17 protein-coding genes are annotated in these 19427 nt (G+C 69.3%); 9 read left to right on the top strand and 8 right to left on the bottom strand.

Annotation, left to right across the window (positions count from 1 at the left end):
* The first annotated feature begins 26 nt into the window (after positions 1–26).
* Complete coding sequence (locus tag ACWEMY_RS15510) at positions 27–1571, top strand: class I adenylate-forming enzyme family protein (RefSeq protein ID WP_452390541.1); 1545 nt, start codon at positions 27–29, stop codon at positions 1569–1571.
* On the opposite strand, the gene ACWEMY_RS15505 is transcribed toward ACWEMY_RS15510, so the two are convergent.
* Positions 1531–2841 carry a phthiocerol/phthiodiolone dimycocerosyl transferase family protein gene (locus ACWEMY_RS15505; protein ID WP_452390540.1) on the bottom strand — a complete coding sequence of 437 codons (1311 nt, stop codon included), beginning with the start codon at positions 2839–2841 and terminating at the stop codon, positions 1531–1533. The two genes, ACWEMY_RS15510 and ACWEMY_RS15505, sit on opposite strands and share 41 nt — an antisense overlap.
* A 102-nt stretch (positions 2842–2943) precedes the next feature.
* Between ACWEMY_RS15505 and ACWEMY_RS15500 the strand changes: the two genes are divergently transcribed.
* Positions 2944–3222: a hypothetical protein gene (locus ACWEMY_RS15500; protein WP_278263365.1), complete on the top strand. Its 279-nt coding sequence runs from the start codon at positions 2944–2946 to the stop codon at positions 3220–3222.
* Complete coding sequence (locus ACWEMY_RS15495; protein ID WP_452390539.1) at positions 3219–3542, top strand: hypothetical protein; 324 nt, start codon at positions 3219–3221, stop codon at positions 3540–3542. Before ACWEMY_RS15500 ends, ACWEMY_RS15495 begins: the two co-directional genes overlap by 4 nt.
* Before the next feature lie 37 nt (positions 3543–3579).
* Here ACWEMY_RS15495 and ACWEMY_RS15490 read toward each other — a convergent pair whose 3' ends face one another.
* The 3 genes from ACWEMY_RS15490 to secA form a co-directional block, all read right to left on the bottom strand.
* The gene (locus ACWEMY_RS15490; RefSeq protein WP_452390538.1) at positions 3580–3984 is read right to left on the bottom strand and encodes a type II toxin-antitoxin system VapC family toxin; all 405 of its coding nucleotides are present in this window, start codon (positions 3982–3984) and stop codon (positions 3580–3582) included.
* On the bottom strand, positions 3981–4247 hold the full coding sequence (locus tag ACWEMY_RS15485; RefSeq protein ID WP_452390537.1) for a hypothetical protein: 267 nt from the start codon (positions 4245–4247) through the stop codon (positions 3981–3983). The genes ACWEMY_RS15490 and ACWEMY_RS15485 overlap by 4 nt, the downstream gene beginning before the upstream one ends.
* Positions 4248–4362: 115 nt before the next feature.
* Positions 4363–7158 carry a preprotein translocase subunit SecA gene (secA, locus tag ACWEMY_RS15480; RefSeq protein ID WP_375929698.1) on the bottom strand — a complete coding sequence of 932 codons (2796 nt, stop codon included), beginning with the start codon at positions 7156–7158 and terminating at the stop codon, positions 4363–4365.
* A 247-nt stretch (positions 7159–7405) separates the two neighbouring features.
* On the opposite strand from secA, the gene ACWEMY_RS15475 reads away from it, so the two are divergent.
* The 6 genes from ACWEMY_RS15475 to bluB all read left to right on the top strand — a co-directional run bounded on the left by ACWEMY_RS15475 (position 7406) and on the right by bluB (position 14311).
* Positions 7406–8815 (top strand): WS/DGAT/MGAT family O-acyltransferase, encoded by a 1410-nt coding sequence (locus tag ACWEMY_RS15475; protein ID WP_375929699.1) that lies wholly within the window; start codon positions 7406–7408, stop codon positions 8813–8815.
* Positions 8816–8825: 10 nt separating this feature from the next.
* On the top strand, positions 8826–9365 hold the full coding sequence (locus ACWEMY_RS15470) for a DUF6912 family protein (RefSeq protein WP_375935403.1): 540 nt from the start codon (positions 8826–8828) through the stop codon (positions 9363–9365).
* Positions 9366–9543: 178 nt separating this feature from the next.
* On the top strand, positions 9544–10674 hold the full coding sequence (locus ACWEMY_RS15465; protein ID WP_375929700.1) for a ferredoxin reductase: 1131 nt from the start codon (positions 9544–9546) through the stop codon (positions 10672–10674).
* Between the two features lie 238 nt (positions 10675–10912).
* A complete protein-coding gene (locus tag ACWEMY_RS15460; protein ID WP_452390536.1) occupies positions 10913–12313 on the top strand; it encodes a fatty acid desaturase family protein in 1401 nt (466 codons plus the stop codon).
* A 94-nt stretch (positions 12314–12407) separates the two neighbouring features.
* Positions 12408–13652, top strand: coding sequence for a fatty acid desaturase family protein (locus ACWEMY_RS15455; RefSeq protein WP_452390535.1), 1245 nt, complete (start codon positions 12408–12410; stop codon positions 13650–13652).
* A gap of 23 nt (positions 13653–13675) precedes the next feature.
* Positions 13676–14311, top strand: a complete 636-nt coding sequence (gene bluB / locus ACWEMY_RS15450; protein WP_452390534.1) for a 5,6-dimethylbenzimidazole synthase — start codon at positions 13676–13678, stop codon at positions 14309–14311.
* 51 nt (positions 14312–14362) lie between these two features.
* Here the strand turns inward: bluB and hpf are convergent, their stop codons facing one another.
* The 4 genes from hpf to mtrB form a co-directional block, all read right to left on the bottom strand.
* Positions 14363–15061 (bottom strand): ribosome hibernation-promoting factor, HPF/YfiA family, encoded by a 699-nt coding sequence (gene hpf / locus ACWEMY_RS15445; protein WP_375929703.1) that lies wholly within the window; start codon positions 15059–15061, stop codon positions 14363–14365.
* 183 nt (positions 15062–15244) lie between these two features.
* Complete coding sequence (locus tag ACWEMY_RS15440) at positions 15245–15889, bottom strand: ComF family protein (RefSeq protein ID WP_452390533.1); 645 nt, start codon at positions 15887–15889, stop codon at positions 15245–15247.
* Positions 15890–15923: 34 nt separating this feature from the next.
* The gene (gene lpqB, locus ACWEMY_RS15435) at positions 15924–17708 is read right to left on the bottom strand and encodes an MtrAB system accessory lipoprotein LpqB (protein WP_452390532.1); all 1785 of its coding nucleotides are present in this window, start codon (positions 17706–17708) and stop codon (positions 15924–15926) included.
* Positions 17705–19417, bottom strand: a complete 1713-nt coding sequence (gene mtrB, locus ACWEMY_RS15430) for an MtrAB system histidine kinase MtrB (RefSeq protein WP_452390577.1) — start codon at positions 19415–19417, stop codon at positions 17705–17707. Before mtrB ends, lpqB begins: the two co-directional genes overlap by 4 nt.
* Between the last annotated feature and the right edge of the window lie 10 nt (positions 19418–19427).

Here is a 19427-nt window from a genome sequence, read left to right as displayed (position 1 = left end):
ACGGCAGCATCGAGGGGGAATGTGACGTGACCACCGACTTCCTGGCCCGCCTGGCCGCGCACGCCGAACGGATTCCCGACGCCTCGGCGTTGGGAACCGTGGGCAAACGCGCGCTCACCTACCGCGAACTGGTCGAGACCGTCGGGCGGGTGGCACACAATCTGCGGGTGGCCGGGTTCCGGCCCGGCGACCGGATGCTGTTCTCCATCCGGCCCGGGGTGTCCTCGGTACTGCTGATCTTCGGGACCATCGCGGCGGGCGGCACGATCGTCTTCGTCGATCCCGGTGTCGGCCCCGAACTGTTCGCCTCCCGCGTGTCACTGGTCGAACCCACTTGGGCCGCAACGGAATCGCTGCTGTACGCGGTGAGCGGGCCACTGGCGGGACTCGGCCGCAGGCGCGGGCTCGCACTCCCCCGCTTCGGCGCGCTGCCGGTGCGTCATCTCCACAGCGGTCCCTGGCTGCCGGGGACGCCGCTCAGCTCGAAACCCTTGCGCCGCTTCACCGGTGGCGCCGAGACCACGCCCCTGCCGCCGATCGATCCCGAAGCCGACGCGCTGATCGTGTTCACCTCCGGCACCACCGACGACCCGAAAGCCGTTGTGCACACCCGTGCTTCGCTCAGCGCCGGGCTCGCCGCGATGGGCGGACGCACCAGCCTGGCGCCGGGCGCGTTCCTGCACACCGAGCAGCTCATGATGGGCCTGCCCGCGCTGATGGCCGGTGCGCGCTGGGCCCTGCCCCGCTACCCGCGCCTGGGCACCCACATCGACCCGGTGCGGTTCACCGCCCAGCTGCGCAGCGCCACCCACGCCTTCTACACCCCGGCCGACCTCGCCGTCGCCCTCGACGCCATCGAGGCCGGGGAGCTGAGCACGCCGCCGCACCTGCGCCAGGTCGCCCTCGGCGGCGCGCCGGTCACCACCGCCCTGCTGCGCCGAGCCCGGAAGTCACTGCCCGACACCGAATTCCTCGCCATCTACGGCATGACCGAGATCCTGCCGGTCGCCGTCGCCACCGGCGCGGCCAAACTCGCCCACGACGGCGACCTGCTCGGCACCCCGGTGCGCGGCGTGCGGGCGCGCATCGCCGAGGACGGCGAACTCGTGCTGGCCGGGCCCAACCTGTGCCGCGGCTATCTCGGTCACGAGCCGTTGCGTGAGGTCGCCACCGGTGACCTGGCCCGTTTCGACGGCGACCAGCTCGTGCTCACCGGCCGCAAGAAGGACATGATGATCCGCGGCAAGACCAATATCTACCCCGGCCTCTACGAACCGGTGATCACCGCGATCGACGGGGTGCGCGAGGCGATCATGGTCGGGCTGGCCGACGAGGTCGGCGACGAGCGGATCGTGCTGGCGGTGGTCGCCGAGCCGGACGCGGGCGATGTCGCCGGGCTGCTGCGTGCGCGGTTGCCGCAGATCATCGATGTCTCGGCGGTGCCCGACGACATCGTGGTGGTCGAGCGGATCCCGGTCAGCGGGCGCACGAACAAGCCCGATCGGGGGGCGTTGCGGGAGCTGGTGCGGGTCAGCGCGCCGGTCGGGGTTGATGCACGGCCTCGGCGGTGAGCAGGTGCAGTGTGTTCGTGGCGAGGGCCTCGATATCCGGGCGCGGGAGCAGGTCGTCGACGTAGCAGAACGTCATCGACAGGGTGTCGTCGAGCGTGGCTACGGCCACGGTGAGGGCGCTGGCGCAGGAGTTGGTGCCCGCCACGGTGAGGGCGGTGAGTTCCATCGGTTCGGGGGTCGGTGGCGGGGTGAGCCTGCCGAGATTGCTCAGGGTGACGTTCCACGGGGCGCGGCGGTCGATGAGTTCGATGGCGCGCCTGCCGGATTCGAGGGAGCGGGGGCAGCCGTAGCGGATGGCGGCCAGCGCGGTGAGGTCGGCGTGGCGGTCCAGGCGGCGGGTCAGCTGGGCTTTCGCGTCGCGCGCGGCATCCCAGAGCGAGTGCGGCGGGCCGAAGGGAACGAAGGTGGGGACCACCGCGGTGAACATGCCCGGTTCGTCCTCGTCCGGGGCCGGTTCCAGGCGGGACCGCACGTCCACCGGAATGCCGATCCCGGCCACCCCGGAACCGCGCGGGGACAGCCCACCGAGGCCGTGGGCCAGCGCCGCGGCGACGGCGGCGTTCACGGTGACACCCGACTCGTGGCAGCGGGCGCGCAGGGCGGCGAGATCGGGGCCCTGGATCGTGCGGATCACCGTGCGCGTGCGCCGCACCGGCAGCGGCGGCGCGGTCCCGGGCAGGCCGACCGCGCGGCGCAGGACCGCGGTGAGCTGACCCGTGAGATTGGTGCGCAGGCAGCGCGGCAGGCGGGTGTGGCGCGGCGGGATCAGGTCGTCGGGCGGCGGAATCGGTGGACGCGAGATCGCCGGGGCGGGCGCGCCGAAGGCGTAGGCGAGCAGGCGCCAGCCCAGCGCGGCCATCGACCGTCCGTCGAGCAGCACGTGCGAGAGCACCAGGATCAGATCGTGCTGTTCCTCGGAAGTGCCGGGGCGCCAGACCAAGTCGATGATCCGGCCGGGCGAGGTGGTCAGGTCGACCGGTTCGGCGAGCTGCTCGTCGAAGACCGCGTGCCAGTCGCCGGGATCGCCGACGACGCGGTGCAGCACCGGCAGGTGCGGGTCGGGTGACGGAACGAAACACGGGCCGTCGGCGACGACCGTGCGCAGCAGCGGGAACTCCGCGACCACCGCGGCGGCCGCGTCCTCCAGGCGATACGGCCCGATCGCCCCGCGCACCCGCAACCGGACCACACAGTTGGCGGGAGAGAGCTGATCGACGAGCCAGAACCACCGTTCCGAGGCCGACAGCGGGCGGACCACCTCGGTGCGCACCTTCGCGGCCTCCCGTCCCTCGGCAACCAGCTCCTGCGAGCGTAGCCGCGAGCCGGTGGGCGGCGCTTCCGCCCGGTGGTACTACATGCGTATTATGGACTGATGGGTTTCGAGTGGCCTGATTGGGCGATCGCTCACCTGATCGGCATCGAACCCCGCGAGGTTCGGCAGGTCCTCGCAGCGTCACAACGGTGGCCACGCCCAGCCTTCGACGGCCGGGTGGCCGTGCTGACGGTGTGGGGGCGCACCACGGCCGGACGCCCGCTGATCGTGGTCACACGGCAGCGCGACGACTGGACGTGGGTGATCATCGGCGCACGCGCGATGCGCGCCGAGGAACTGGCGCAATTCGAGCAGTGGGAAAGTGGGAACCGATCATGAGCGATCAGGACTATCCGACCGGCAGGGAAGAACTCGCCGATTTCATGGATCGGCTGACCTTCTCCGACGCGGCCGCCGACGCCCCACCACGCCTGCCCGCCAACGAGGACATCATGGTCACCACCTCGATCCGCCTCCCCCTAGCCCTGCACTCGCGCCTCAAAGACCTCGCCGACGAACGCCGCGTCGGCGTCTCCACCCTCCTACGCGAATGGGCCGAAGCGGCAGTCGCCGACATCGACGACGAAGACCAGCTCATCTCCCTCGCCGAAGCCAAACGCGCCCTGTCCCGAGTCCACCCCATCCACCGAGCGTCCTAGCGGTCCGGGCCTCTTTCGGCACTCTGCGGGTTCGCGCTCAGTCCTCGGCGTTCAACACTCGTACCGTGCAGGTGATGCCCGGGGCTTTGGACAAGCGGGTGTCGGTGGTGAGTAGTTCGCAGGCGTAGGCTTCCGCGGCGGCGACGTAGGCGGCGTCGTAGGCGGTCAGGTTGTCGCGGAGTTCCCAGATTCTGGGGACCAGGACGCGGGTGACAGGGACTTCGGGGTCGAGTTTTTCCAGGGCGGTGACGGCTCGGGCGGCTTGGGCGGGGGTGAGGGTGCCCGCTCGGGTGAAGCGGCGGATCACGGAGAGGACCTCGACGGTCCAGTGCTGGGGGGCTATCCAGCGGTTGTCGGCTTCGAGGGCGGTGCGGCAGCGCTCGCCCAGGGGGCCGGGGTTCAGGAGGGCGTGGGCGAAGACCGAGGCGTCGACCACGATCACTCGACCACCTCCCCGCCGGTCAGGGTCGAATCTCGTTCTGCCCGTTCGGCGTCCAGGGCCACCTGGATGTCCCGGGCGGGGAAGGCGATGTCCCGGGTGACGGGGCTGAACTGTTTGAGGACGGCGATATTGTCCTGGCGGCGGGCCTCGTCGCGGATGAGGTCGAACAGGAAGGCCTGGAGGGACTGACCACGGCGCTGGGCCAGCGCGACCAGCTGGTCACGCAGGGGCTCCGGGACGTCGCGGATCTGCAAAGCAACCATGCATGCAATAGTACATGCGACATGCATGCATGACTACATGCATGAGGCAGGTGCGAGAAGTAGCCGAAACGGGCGAAGGCCCCCACCGGGGTGGGGGCCTTCGTCGGGTCGGGGGTCAGCGGCGGCGCTTGCCCTTGGATTCGGCGCGGGCGGCTTCGCGGCGGGAGCGGCGGGGGGCCTGTTGTTCGCGGCCGCCGTATTCCTGGGCGTCGGAGTGGGATTCGGCGCGGCCGTCCTCGGCGGGGCCCGAGTAGTTCAGGCCGCGGGGGGTGGACTCGTCGATGCCCTTGGCGCGCAGGGCGGGCGGGGCCTGGGTGGGGGCCGCGTCCTGGGGGCGGGCGCCGACCGGGGAACGCAGGCCCTTGTCGATGGAGACGCCTTCGGGCTGGGGCTGCTGGACCTCGACCTGGAGGTTGAACAGGAAGCCGACCGACTCCTCTTTCAGACCTTCCAGCATCGCGGCGAACATGTCGAAGCCCTCGCGCTGGTACTCGACCAGCGGGTCGCGCTGGGCCATCGCGCGCAGGCCGATGCCCTCCTTGAGGTAATCCATCTCGTAGAGGTGCTCGCGCCACTTGCGGTCCAGCACCGAGAGCAGCACCTGGCGTTCGAGGTTGCGCATCGCGCCCTCGCCCGCGAGGCCGTCGATCTCCTGCTCGCGCTTCTCGTAGGCGGTGTGCGCGTCGTCGAGCAGGGCCTCGCGCAGTTCGTCGCGGGTGAGTTCACCGGCGTCACCGGTGGCGGTCTCGCCGGCGAGTTCCTTGGCGTCCAGGCTCACCGGGTACAGCGTCTTGAGCGCGCCCCACAGCTTGTCCAGATCCCAGTCCTCGACATAACCCTCGGCGGTGGCGCCGTCGACGTAGGCGGTGACCACGTCGGTGATCATGTTCTGGACCTGGCCCTCCATGTCCTCGCCACGCAGGATCCGGTTGCGCTCGCCGTAGATGACGGTGCGCTGCTGGTTCATCACCTCGTCGTACTTCAAGACGTTCTTGCGGATCTCGAAGTTCTGCTGCTCGACCTGGGTCTGCGCGCTCTTGATGGCCTTGGAGACCATCTTGGCCTCGATCGGCACGTCGTCGGGCAGGTTCAGGCGGGTCATGATGGCCTCGAGCGCGGCACCGTTGAAGCGGCGCATCAGCTCGTCACCCAGCGACAGGTAGAAGCGGGACTCGCCCGGGTCGCCCTGACGGCCCGAGCGGCCGCGCAGCTGGTTGTCGATACGGCGCGACTCGTGGCGCTCGGTGCCCAGCACGTAGAGGCCACCGGCCTCGCGCACCTTCTCCGCGTCGTCCTCGGTCTGCTTCTTGACCTGCTCGAGCGCCGAATGCCACGCGGCCTCGTACTCGTCGGGGGTGTTCACCGGGTCGAGGCCCTGCTTGCGCAGCAGGATGTCGGCGATGATGTCGGCGTTGCCGCCGAGCACGATGTCGGTACCACGACCGGCCATATTGGTGGCGACGGTGACCGCGCCGGGCCGGCCGGCCTCGGCGATGATCTGGGCCTCCTGCTCGTGGAACTTCGCGTTGAGCACCGAGTGGGCCACGCCGCGCTTGGTGAACTGCTTGGACAGGTACTCCGAGCGCTCGACGCTGGTGGTACCGATCAGGACCGGCTGGCCCTTCTCGTGACGCTCCACCACGTCGTCGACGACGGCGTTGAACTTGGCCTCTTCCGACTTGTAGATCAGGTCGGCCTGGTCCTTGCGGACCATCGGCTTGTTGGTCGGGATCGGGACGACACCGAGCGAGTAGATCGAGTGCAGCTCGGCGGCCTCGGTCTCGGCCGTACCGGTCATGCCGGAGAGCTTGTCGTAGAGGCGGAAGTAGTTCTGCAGGGTGATCGTGGCCAGGGTCTGGTTCTCCGGCTGGATCTCGACCTTCTCCTTGGCCTCGATCGCCTGGTGCATGCCCTCGTTGTAGCGGCGCCCGACCAGGATGCGGCCGGTGAACTCGTCGACGATGATCACCTCGCCGTCGCGGACGATGTAGTCCTTGTCGCGGGTGTAGAGCTCCTTGGCCTTGATGGCGTTGTTCAGGTAGCTCACCAGCGGCGAGTTGGCGGCCTCGTAGAGGTTGTCGATGCCGAGCTGGTCCTCGACGAACTCCACGCCCGCCTCGTGCACGCCGATGGTGCGCTTCTTGATGTCCACCTCGTAGTGGACGTCCTTCTTCAGCAGCGGCGCGATGCGCGCGAACTCGGCGTACCACTTGGAGGAGGCGTCGGCCGGGCCCGAGATGATCAGCGGGGTGCGGGCCTCGTCGATGAGGATGGAGTCGACCTCGTCGACCACGGCGAAGTTGTGCCCGCGCTGGACCAGATCGTCCAGGGAGTGGGTCATGTTGTCGCGCAGGTAGTCGAAGCCGAACTCGTTGTTCGTGCCGTAGGTGACATCGGCGTGGTAGGCCACGCGGCGCTCGGCCGGGGTCATGCCGCCCAGGATCACGCCGACCTCGAGGCCGAGGAAACGGTGCACGCGGCCCATCCACTCCGCGTCGCGCTTGGCCAGGTAGTCGTTGACGGTGACGACGTGCACACCCTCGCCGGACAGGGCGTTGAGGTAGGCGGGCAGCACACAGGTCAGGGTCTTGCCCTCACCGGTCTTCATCTCGGAGATGTTGCCCAGGTGCAGCGACGCGCCACCCATGATCTGCACCTTGTAGTGCTTCTGGTTCAGCACGCGCCAGGACGCCTCGCGGGCCACCGCGAAGGCCTCGAGCAGCAGGTCGTCGAGGGTCTCCCCGTCGGTGTAGCGCTGCTTGAACTCGTCGGTCTTGGCGCGCAGCTCGTCGTCGGTGAGCTGTTCGATCTCCTCGCCGTACGCGATGACCTCGTCGGCGAGGTTCGACAGCCGCTTGACCATGCGGCCTTCACCAATCCGTAGCAACCTCGTCAGTGTCAGCGCAGGCACGGGTCTCGTCAGTCCTCTGGTCGAAGTGTGGGTCGGCTGGTGAGCCACAGTGTTGTGGGCCATGGTAGTCCGCAGACCACCGTACCCGGCGGGGTGCACCGGTGCCCGGTGTACCAGGCGCTGTCATCGGCCCAGGTCAACGCGCCCGCCGAGCGGCCTTGCCGGGCACCGCTGTTCACCTGGTGTGACGTAGGATGTAGCGCGTGCCCGATCTGCGGATACGGCGCCGGAAGGAGCAGCGGAGCGCGTGATCACGAGATTGACGCCGCAGGACGCGTCGTTCTACCGGCTCGAATCGAGCAGCAACCCGATCCACATCGGCTCTCTCGCGATCCTGCAGAACACCGCGCCCGGGGTCAGCGGCCCGGTCCTGGACTACGAACGCCTCACCGACCTGGTGGAATCCCGGCTGCCGCTGGTCCCCCGCTACCGCCGCAAGGTGCGCGAGATCCCCCTGGCGATGGGCAGGCCGGTGTGGGTGGAGGACAGCCGCTTCGACATCAGCTATCACATCCGCCGCTCCGCGCTGCCCGGTCCCGGCAGCGACGAACAGCTCTACGACCTGGTCGCCCGGCTGGCCTCGCGTCCACTCGACCAGGGCCGCCCGCTGTGGGAGATGTATCTGATCGAGGGCCTGTCCGACGGGCGCAGCGCGGTGTTCACCAAATCGCATTCGGCCCTGGTCGACGGCGACACCGCGCTCGAGATCGGCCACGTGATCCTCGACAACAGCCCGCTGCCGCGCGAACTGGCCGACGACGCCTGGCGCGCGCCGCGCGAACCCACCGACGTGGAACTGTTGGCCGGGGCCCTGTCGCAGCTGGCAGCCCAGCCGCGCGAAGCCTACGAGGTGGTGCGCGACGCCGGGTCCAGCGCGTTCGGCGTGGTCCGCGGGACCAGGATGGCGATGCAGGCCGCGGCCAACGCGGTGCGCGCGGCCACCTCCGGCGCCCCGGACAGCCTGCTCAACACCCGCACCTCGCGCAGCCGCCGCTTCGATGTGGTGCGCACCGACCTCGAGGACTACCGCAAGATCCGGCGCCACTTCGACTGCTCGATCAACGACACGGTGCTGGCGGTGGTCACCGGGGCGCTGCGCAACTGGCTGCTCTCGCGCAACGAGGCGCTGGTGGAGTCGACGAATCTGCGCGCGGTGGTGCCGATGTCGGTCTACGTCGACGGCGACAACCAGCTGACCCCGGCCAGCGAGGTGTCCTCGTTCCTCATCGATCTGCCGGTGGGCGAACCGAATCCGACCATGCGTTTATCGCACATCTCGCACGCCACCGACGCCGCGGGCCGCGCGCGCAAACGGGTGCGGGCGCGCACGCTGGTGCACCTGGCCGGGTTCGCCCCGGCGAGCCTGCACGCGATGAGTGTGCGGGCGGCGAGTACCTTCGCCGACAACACGTTCAACCTGGTGATCACCAACGCGCCGGGACCACAGACCGCGATGTACATCGGCGGGGCGCGCATGCTGGAGATGTATCCGGTATCGCCGCTGCTGCGCAATCAGACGTTGAGTTTCGGGCTCACCTCGTACGACGGTCAGGTCTTCTACGGACTCAACGCCGACCGCGACGCCATGGCCGACATCGATGTCCTCGCGGCCTCGGTGCACGAATCGATGGAGGAGTTGCTCGGTGCCTGTCTCTGAGAACGGCAAGATGCGCGTCTATATCCCGGCGACGATCCCGATGCTGCGCGCGCTCGTCGACGAACGGGAGTTCTTCCCGCTGGGCGCGACCGCCTTCGCGGTGACCCCCGCGCTGCGCGAGGCCTACGCCGCCGGTGACGACGACGAACTCGCCGAGGTTGCCATGCAGGAGGCCGCCCGCGCCTCGCTGCGCCTGCTCGCGGCCGAACGCGACGGCGACACCGACCCCGACGACGAGGCCGCGTCCGCCGAACCCGGCAGCCCGATCTACCGGCGCGCGGTCATCGCCGCCGACGTCACCGGCGCCAAGCTGCGGCCCGACCTGGACGACGCGGTGGTGAAGCTGGCCGGGCCGGTGAGCTACGACAAGGTGGCCTCGGTGCACGTCGACCTGGCCGAGGCCGAACCGCAGGTCGCCAAGGCCGTCGACGTGATCGACGCCGCCGACCTGGGCGATCCCGACGCGGAGTTCGTCCTCGGCGACGCCGAGGACCACCAGCTGGCCTGGTACGCCACCCAGGAGCTGCCTTTCCTGCTCGATCTGCTGTGAAACCTACGATGCCGTAACCTGGCAGCAGGCGGCGACAGCCGCCGGTTCTCGGCCGGCCTCGATCTGGACTGACCAGAGGGTGCGACGAAGGAGTGCCCGCCGGGAGGGAAGATCGAGGCCCAAAGGGCCGAGAACCAGCGGCGCCAGCCGCGAAAAGGCACAGGAGACAACGGCAAGCATGGTCATGAACAAGTTCCGGGAATGGCTCGAAGCACCGGCCGCGCAGGTGGCCGACCGCGGCGGCAAGCTGAACGTGCTGCGTGGCGCGGTCGCCCGGGTGACCACTCCCCTGCTGCCCGACGACTACCTGCACCTGGCCAACCCGCTGTGGTCGGCACGTGAGCTGCGCGGGCGCATCGTCGAGGTGCAGAAGGAGACCGCCGACTCGGCGACCCTGGTGATCAAGCCGGGCTGGGGCTTCGACTTCCGGTACCAGCCGGGCCAGTACATCGGCATCGGCATCCTGATCGACGGCCGCTGGAACTGGCGCTCCTACTCGCTGACCTGCCCGCCGGACTGGACCGGCGAGGGCAGCAAGCGGCTGATCTCCATCGCGGTGAAGGCCATGCCCGAGGGCAAGCTGTCCGGGCATCTGGTCAACGGCGTCGCCGCGGGCACCATCGTGCGCCTGGCCGCGCCGCAGGGCGGGTTCGTGCTGCCCGAGCCGCCGCCGGCCAAGGTGTTGTTCCTCACCGCGGGCAGCGGCATCACCCCGGTGATGTCGATGCTGCGCACCATGGACCGCCGCGACGGCGTCACCGATGTGGTGCACGTGCACTCCGCCCCCACCGACGCCGACGTGATGTTCGGCGCCGAGCTGCGCGCCCTGCACGACAAGCACCCCAGCTTCGTCTCGCACCTGCAGCTCACCGACTCCCAGGGCCTGTTCTCGCTGGCGAGCCTCGACGAGCTCTACCCCGACTGGCGCGAGCGCGAGACCTGGGCCTGCGGCCCGGCCCCGATGCTCGACGCCATCGAACAGCATTGGAAGGCGGCCGGAATCGGCGAGAAGCTGCACATCGAACGCTTCGAGGTGGAACGTTCCGCGATCGGCGAGGGCGGCACCGTCACCTTCGGCACCACCGGCCGCACCCTCACCGTCGACGGCGCGACGAGCCTGCTCGAGGCGGGCGAGTCGGTGGGCGTGCAACTGCCCTTCGGCTGCCGCATGGGCATCTGCCAGACCTGCGTGGTCACCCTGTCGGCGGGGCACGCCCGCGACCTGCGCAACGGCGACGAACGTCAGCCGGGGGACAAGGTGCAGACGTGCATCTCCGCGGCGGCCGGAGATTGCACACTCGACATCTGAGCCACCCGCCCGTCTCAGCCAGCAGGTACCCTCGAAGTCATGCGTCGGCCACAGACCGTGGCCGCGCGAGAGTCTTTTGCGACCCGACCGGCTCTGCCGCCCCCATCACGTTCTCGGCCCGCCCTCGATTCTGGACTGACCGGAGGGTGCGACGAAGGAGTGCCCGGAGGGAGGGAAGAATCGAGGTCACAGGGCCGAGAACCGCGGCACCAGCCGCCAATGACACAGGAGGACCCCGGTGGCCATCACCGATATCCAGGCCTTCGCCCATCTGACGGCGGCCGACATCGAGACCCTGGGGAAAGAACTCGATTCCATCCGCCGCTCGGTGGAGACCTCCCGCGGCGAGCGCGACGCGCGCTATATCCGCCGCACCATCGCCGCTCAGCGCGGTCTCGAGGTGGCGGGCCGGGCGATCCTGTTCGGCAGCCGTAACCGCTGGGCCTGGTTGGGTGGCACCGCGTTGCTGTCGGTGGCCAAGATCATCGAGAACATGGAGCTCGGGCACAACGTGAGCCACGGGCAGTGGGACTGGATGAACGATCCGGAGATCCATTCCACCAGCTGGGAGTGGGATATGACCGGGACCTCGGCGCAGTGGCGCCGGGCGCACAACTACTCCCATCACACCTATACCAATGTGCTCGGCAAGGACGAGGATCTCGGCTTCGGCATCCTGCGGATGACCCGCGACGAGGTCTGGGAACCCAAGCACCTGGTGCAGCCCGCGGCGAATCTGCTGCTGGCCGCCACCTTCGAGTGGGGGATCGCGCTGCACGATCTGAGCATCGAGAAGCAGCTGGCGGGTGTCCCGCCGACGCAGCTGCTCTCGGAGCCGAACAAGGATTTCGCCCGCAAGGCGGGCCGTCAGGTGGTCAAGGATTTCGTGCTGTATCCGGCGATCACCGGTCCGGCGTGGAAGTCGACGCTCAAGGCGAACGCCACCGCCAATCTGGTGCGCAATCTGTGGGCCTACGCGGTGATCTTCTGCGGGCATTTCCCCGACGGCGCGGAGAAGTTCACCGTCGAGCAGCTCGACGGGGAGACCCAGGGCGAGTGGTATCTGCGCCAGATGCTGGGCAGCGCCAATTTCAAGGCCGGTCCGGTGATGGCCTTCATGAGCGGCAATCTCTGCTACCAGATCGAGCACCACCTGTTCCCGGATCTGCCGAGCAACCGGTATCCGGAGGTCGCGGTGCGGGTGCGCGAGCTGTGCGACAAGTACGACCTGCCCTACACCACCGGTTCGCTGGGCAAGCAGTATCTGCTGGCGTTCCGCACCATCCACAAGCTGGCCCTGCCCGACCGTTTCCTCAAGCGCACCGCCGACGACGCGCCGGAGACCTCCTCGGAGCGCAAGTTCGCCGGAATCGCGCTGCCGGAGGCGCTGCGGGTGGATCCCGAGACCGGTAAGCGTTTCGGTCTGCGTTCGGCACTGCACGACGCGAAGGTGACCCTCGAGGTCAAGGCGCGGCACGAGAAGGAGGTGCTGCGCGAGGCCAAGACGGCGCTCAAGGCCCGGGCGCGGCAGGAGAAGCTGGCGTTGCGGGAGGCCAAGCGGGCGCTGGGTGAGCGGGCGCGCGGCGAGCGGGTCGCGTTGCGGCACAAGATCGCTCAGCGGCTCGGTCGCGACGGATAACATCTCCATCTCGATTTTTCAATAGGACTTATCACACAATCCGGGCTCGAATTCGCCAACCTACGCTCTCGTAACTTACGGTACTGTAACCGGCATGGCGATCTCGGATGTCAAGGAATACGCGCACCTCACCGCGGCGGATGTCGAAGCACTCGGTGCGGAATTCGACGCGATCCGCCGGGAGATCGAATCCTCCCGGGGTGCGTCGGACGCGCGGTATATCCGCAATGTCATCCGGCTACAACGCGCCCTGGAGATCAGCGGCCGCACGGTGCTGTTCGCCAGCTTCCTGCCCCCGGCCTGGCTGGCCGGCGTCGCCCTGCTCGGCACTGCCAAGATCATCGAGAACATGGAGATCGGGCACAACGTCATGCACGGGCAGTGGGACTGGATGAACGATCCGGAGATCCACTCCACCTCGTGGGAATGGGACAACGCGGGCCCCTCGGCGCACTGGAAGATCACCCACAACTTCCTGCACCACAAGTACACCAATGTGCTCGGCATGGACGACGACATCGGCTACGGCCTGCTGCGCGTCACCCGTGACCAGCGCTGGATGCCGTTCTACCTGGGCAATCCGATCTACAACTTCCTGCTGCAGGCGCTGTTCGAGTACGGCGTGGCCATCCAGCATCTCGAGCTGGGCAAGGTCGCCAAGAAGAAGTGGTCCAAGGACTCCCCGGAGTGGCAGCAGTTCGACGCCGACCGCAAGCTGGTGCTCAAGAAGATCGGCAAGCAGGCGGCCAAGGACTACCTGATCTTCCCGCTGCTCACCGGCCCGTCGTTCTTCTCCACGCTCACCGCCAACTTCGCCGCCAATGTGGTGCGCAATGTGTGGACCAACGCGGTGATCTTCTGCGGCCACTTCCCCGACGGCGCGGAGAAGTTCACCAAGGAAGACATCGAGAACGAGACCCAGGGCGAGTGGTACCTGCGGCAGATGCTCGGCAGCGCCAACATCAGCGGCGGCCCGGTCATGCACTTCATGACCGGCAACCTGAGCCACCAGATCGAGCACCACCTGTTCCCGGACCTGCCCAGCAACCACTACGCCGACATCGCGGTGCGGGTGCGCGAGCTGGCCGACAAGTACGACCTGCCCTACACCACCGGCTCGCTGCCGGTGCAGTACTTCAAGTCCTGGCGCACCATTCTCAAGCTGGCCCTGCCCAACAAGTACCTGCGCCACACCTCCGACGACGCGCCCGAGACCAAGTCCGAGCGGTTCTTCGACGGCAACACCGTGGCCACCATCGACCCGGTGACCGGGCGTCGCCGCGGCCTGCGCACCGCGCTGGCCGCCGGGCGCAAGCTGGCCCGCCGGTCGGTGGCCTGACGGCTCGAGGTTCACTGATCGGCGTGTGTGCCGATCAGCTGAGCGTCTACGACGCGATCCGTCTGCGTCGTGACGTCCGTGCCGAGTTCACCGGTGAGCCGGTGGACGAGGCCACGCTCTGGCGGATCCTCGACGCCGCCCACCGCGCGCCCAGTGTGGGCAATTCGCAGCCGTGGGACTTCGTGGTGGTCCGTAACCCCGACACGCTTGGCCGCTTCGCCGGTCACGTCGCGGGCAAGCGGGCCGAATTCCACGACGCGCTGCCCGCGGACCGGGCCCAGACCTTCGCCCCGATCAAGATCGAGGGCATCGTCGAGAGCGGCACCGGCATCGTGGTCACCCACGACGACCGGCGCGGCGGTCCGCAGGTGCTCGGCCGGGCGAGTGTGCCCGAGACCGGGGTGTACTCGACCGTGCTCGCGATCCAGAATCTGTGGCTGGCGGCGACCGCCGAGCAGGTGGGCGTGGGCTGGGTGTCGTTCTACGATCCGGAATTCCTGACCGAGCTGGTCGCGCTGCCCGCGGGCATCAAGCCGGTGGCCTGGTTGTGCGTCGGCCCGGTGCGCGAGTTCCAGCGGGTGCCGGATCTGGAACGCTTCGGCTGGCGGTCCGGGCGGACGCTGCGCGAGGCCGTGCACGCCGAGACCTTCGGCGGCTGAACGCGGTCCGGGCACCCGCGGTGACGGGTGCCCGGAGCTGCGCGTCGAAACCTAGGCCAGCCGGATCAGGCCGTAGTCGAAGGCATGTCTGCGGTAGACCACCGAGGGACGGTCGGTCTCGCGGTCGTGGAACAGGAAGAAGTCGTGCCCGACCAGTTCCATCTGGTAGAGCGCGTCGTCGACCGACATCGGCGTCGCGGTGTGCACCTTGGTGCGCACGATGTGGCCGGGGCCGGCCTGATCGTCGACGTCCTCGCCGTGGGCGTGGGCTTCCGCGCCGTTGGGCTGGGTGAACAGGGAGTCGTCCACCAGAGTCGCGGTGGCCTGTGCGACCGAGACGGGGGTCTTGTCCCCGTAGTGCACGACGCGGCGCTTGTCCTTGGCGCGGCGCAGTCTGCTCTCGATCTTCTGGGTGGCCGATTCGAGCGCGGCGTAGAAGCTGTCGGCGCACGCCTCGGCGCGCACGATCGGGCCACGGCCGCGCGCGGTGATCTCCACTCGCTGACAGGCCTTGCGTTGACGACGGTTGCGTTCATGGAAGAGTTCCACATCGAACAGGAAGATCGACGGGTCGAAGCGCTCGAGGCGAGCGAGCTTCTCCGCGACATGGATTCGATAGTGGTCGGGGATTTCGACATTGCGGCCGGAGACCACCACTTCAGCGTGTGGGGTTTCGGTCGTGTCGTCGGCACCGTCCAGCAGTGCCGTAGGGTCAGCATCTCGCACTGATGTCCGTGCAGAAGTCGTCACGCGTACCTCCCGGATAATGGCCGCACGCTGAGCTCGTGTGCGGCGAGATTGAGCTGTGCCGATCGGGAATCGCCCGGCACCAGATATCCGCGGCCCCACCTCCCGAGCTTGTGGATCGGTGTGTGTTCGCGACGCTAGTCCGCCGCGAGCAAGTGCGCCACTGTTCACGCAAATTTCGCCCCGTCAAGCCGCACACGTCACCAAAACGGCACACGGAACTACGCCGATCCGGCCAAGAACGCGCACGGACTCGCGGGCGGTGACCCCTGTGGTCAGCACGTCGTCGACCAGGACTACCTCGGCATTCGTCCCGAGCGGGGCGCCGGTGGCGGGGACCGGAGCGGCGATGATCCGGCCGTGCAGATTGTGTGCCCGTTCTCGCCGGGTCAAACCGACCGAGTCGCGCACGCCACGTCCCAGCCGCAGCAGCGGCACGCTCCGGCAATCGATGAGCCAACTCGCCGCGACCGCCGACGCGCGGGCCACCGGATCGCCGCCGCGGCGCCGGGCCACCGCGGCTCTGGTCGGTGCGGGAACCAGCAGCAGTGGCCGGTCCGGGGCGCGCAGCCGGGCCAGGGCGTGCGCGAGCGCCAGGCCGAGGGGTTCGGCCAGATCGCGGCGGCCGCGCTCCTTGGCGGCCAGGACCGCGCGACGGCCCGGACCCGCGTAGGGGCCGAGGGTCCAGCACGGCACGCCGGGGTCGGCGCGCGGGCTGACCCGCACCGGGGCGCGGGTCAGCACGGCCGCGCACTCCGGACACCAGGACGGACCGGGCCGGTCACAACCACCGCAGCAGGTGGGCAACACCAGATCCAGCAGCTCCCTCATAGCGAGGGAGTATGACCGCGGGGTCCGACAGGTTTCAGTTGGGCAGCACGGGCACGACGTTGTCGCCGGTGAGGCCGGGCACCTCGCGCCAGAAGCGGTCGTTGCGGGCCGGGTCGGCGGTCTGCAATTGCAGCACCGCGCGCGAGTCCGCCACGTACTGGGTGGTGGGTGTCGCGGTCACCACCCGGACCGGCGGGGTGAGGTTCTGCGGGGTCACCGGGGTGAGCTGGGAACCGTCGATGGACACGGTGAGCACCGGGTCGACATTGCCCTCGCGCGCCACCATCAGGGTGTCGCCGGTGACCCAGCTCAGCGACACCGCCCTGGTGCTCAGGCCGACCGCCACCGGGACCGGGGAGGTCAGCGCGTACTTGCCGTCGGGCCTGCGCTCGACGACAGCCACGTAGACCTTGCCGTCGGCGATCAGCGCCGCCCGCACTCCCGTGCGCGACACCGCGATCTCGCTGATCGGGGTTCGCGGCGCGCCGGTGCCCTCCAGCAGGGCCGTGGTGTCGACCGGTTCCACCGAGACATTGCCGGTGGCACGATCGGTGACCGCGCGGATGACGCGCTCCCCGTCGATCACCGTCCAGGCCGCACCGCCGTCGGCGGTCCACGACGGCCGCGCGATGCTCATCCCCTCGGCCACCCCGAAGGCCTTGGCGCCGTAGTTGCCGATCAGCAGCGTGCGGCCCGGCTCGGACTCGGGCCTGCCGGTGTCGGCGACCGCGGCGACGAACTGGCCGTCGGCGGAGATACCGACCGACTGCAGATTGGTGGCCTCGCCGAACGAACCACTCGGGGTGACGATGCCGTCCGGGGTCACCTGCACCAGGGTGCCGTTGCGCAGCGCGTGCAGCCCGACCCGGCTCTGCCCGGGGGCGCTGGCGCTGTACTGGTCGACATCGGCGACCGACCAGCCGTCGGCGTAGCGCTCGTCGAGCGGTTTGCCGTCGGCCAGCAGCACGTAGGGGCCGAGAATGTCGGCACCGGCCAGGGTCATCACGACCTGCGCCGCGAACAGCTCGCGCTCGCGCTGCCCCAGATTGCCGACGCCGCTGAAATCGATGCGCACTCCGCCGATGCCGACGCCGACCTCGCCCGGCTCGTTGTCGGCCTTGGTGATCGGCCCGTTCACCGTGACCGGCGGCGCGAGCTCGTTGCGCACGACCGGGGCGATCGCCGCCTGCGGACCCGCGCTCAGCAGGCCGATCAGCCGCTCGGTGAGCTCCCCGCGCGAGGCCGACACCCAGCGCGGGTCCGGGACCAGCGCGGAGTTGCCCGGCTCGACGTAGTTGAGCACATAGCGGCGGTAGGACTTGTCGAAGGAGTTCGCGTCGGTCACCACACCGTCGGGCAGGTCGGTGATGCGCCATTCACCCTCGAGCTTGCTCATCTCGATCTTGTTCTCGAGGATGCCGTCGACGGCTCGGTAGCCGCCGTCGCTGCCGAGCTCGCCGACCTTGCGGGCGCGGATGACGTAGGAGGCCTTGTCGCCGGACCGCGATTCGCGCAGGATGTCGGGCCGGTCGACGATGGTGATGCTCACCTCGTCGTTCCACTCGCCGGCGGCCTCGGTGCTCAGGTACAGGCGCGCCGCGCCGTGCCGGTTGGCCGGGTCGGCGCTGGCGGTGAGGAAGTCGCCCACCAGCAGGTCGGGATCGCGGCCCTGCGCGGGCGGCGGCGGACCGGCCGAGGTGGGGGCCCGGTTGATCGTGCCCAGTGCCTGCGGCGCGGAGGACTCCGGCAGACTGGCGCAGCCGGTGAGGATCAGCAGCCCGGCCAGGGCGGCCGCGAACACACCACGCGCCTTCGTCATGTCTGTCGGTCTCCGGTCTCGGTCGAGGTCGGCTCGGCATCGGGCCCGTCGGACTCGGCACCGGCCAGCCCGTCGGCCCGCGCACCGGGGTCGGGGGGCGCCGCGTCGATCGCCGGCTCGTCCGGCTCGGCAGGCTCGGACTCGGGCAGCGCGGGGACCTTGCGCAGCATCGGCTCCAGCGCGAGCGGGCTCTGCCCGAGTTTACGGCCACGCACCATCGGCAGCAGCAACCGGAAGCTGGCGCCGACTCCAGGGTCACCCCAGGCCTCCAGCCTGCCTTCGTGCAGGTTGGCGTCCTCGACACTGATCGACAGACCCAGACCGGTACCGCCGGAACGGCGCACCCGCGACGGGTCCGAGCGCCAGAAGCGGTTGAACACCAGCTTCTCCTCGCCCGGCCGCAGGCCCACGCCCTGATCGCGCACCACGGTGGCGACCGCGTTGGACTCGGCGTCCCCGCGCATCCGGATGAGCACCGGCTTGCCCTCGCTGTGGTCGATCGCGTTGGCGAGCAGATTGCGCAGCACCCGCTCCACCCGGCGCGGGTCGACCTCGGCGACCACCGGGTCCTCCGGCAGATCGATGACGACCTCGACCCCGGCCTCCTTGGCCAGATGACGCACCGTGGAGATCGCGGCCCGCGCGCACATCCGCACGTCCAGCGACTCCACCTGCAGCTCGGCCACACCGGCGTCGTGCCGGGAGATCTCGAGCAGGTCGTTGAGCAGGCCCTCGAACCGGTCGAGCTCGTTGACCAGCAGCTCGGAACTGCGGGCCAGCGCCGGATCGAGATCGTCGCTGGAGCCGTGGATGAGGTCGGCGGCCATGCGCACCGTGGTCAGCGGGGTGCGCAGCTCATGGCTGACATCGGAGGTGAAGCGGCGTTGCAGATTGCCGAATTCCTCGAGCTGGGTGATCTGGTTGGACAGGCTCTCGGCCATCTCGTTGAACGCCTGCGCCAGGCGGGCCATGTCGTCCTCGCCGCGCACGAGCATGCGTTCCTTGAGCCTGCCGTCGGCGAAGCGGCCCGCGATCCGCGCCGCCGACCGGATCGGCAGCACCACCTGCCGGGTGACCAGCGCGGTGATCGCCGCCAGCAGCACCACGCCACCGATGAGCATCGTGCCGCGCATCAGCGACAGGCTCGACTCCTCGCTGGCCAGCGGGAAGATCAGGTAGATCTCCAGGGTCGCCACCTCTGCGCTGGGGCTGCCGATGATCAGCGCGCGCCCGCGGTAGCCGTCCGGGTCGGCGACGGTGGTGAACTGGTAGGAGACCTGGTTGCGCTGGACGAACCGGCGCAGTTCCGGGGGCACCTCCGAGACCGGGCCGGTGGTGAGTTCCTGCGGCGGGGTGCCGCCGATCATCGCCAGCGCCGAGTTGAAGCTGCCCGCCGCGCCCGTGGACTGGCCGGTGCCACCCCGGCTCGACAGGGCCGCGCGCGCGTCGGCCAGCTGTTGCTGCTGGCTGTTCGCGTCGTGCACGCCCGAGAGCATGTTCTCGATCGTGCTGCGGGCACGATCCATCTCCTCGACGGCCGCGTTGATCTTGGCTTCGAGGAGCCGGTCGGTGATCTGACCGGTGAGCACGACCCCGAGGATCGTGATGACGATCAGCGACAGGGTCAACGTGGACACGATGACCCGCAGTTGCAGCGAGCGCCGCCACAGATGACCGAGGGCGGTCCCGATGGTCTGGAACCAGGCCAGCACCGGGGCC

Source organism: Nocardia sp. NPDC004415, assembly GCF_053602435.1.
This window is presented reverse-complemented; position numbering and strand designations above follow the sequence as displayed.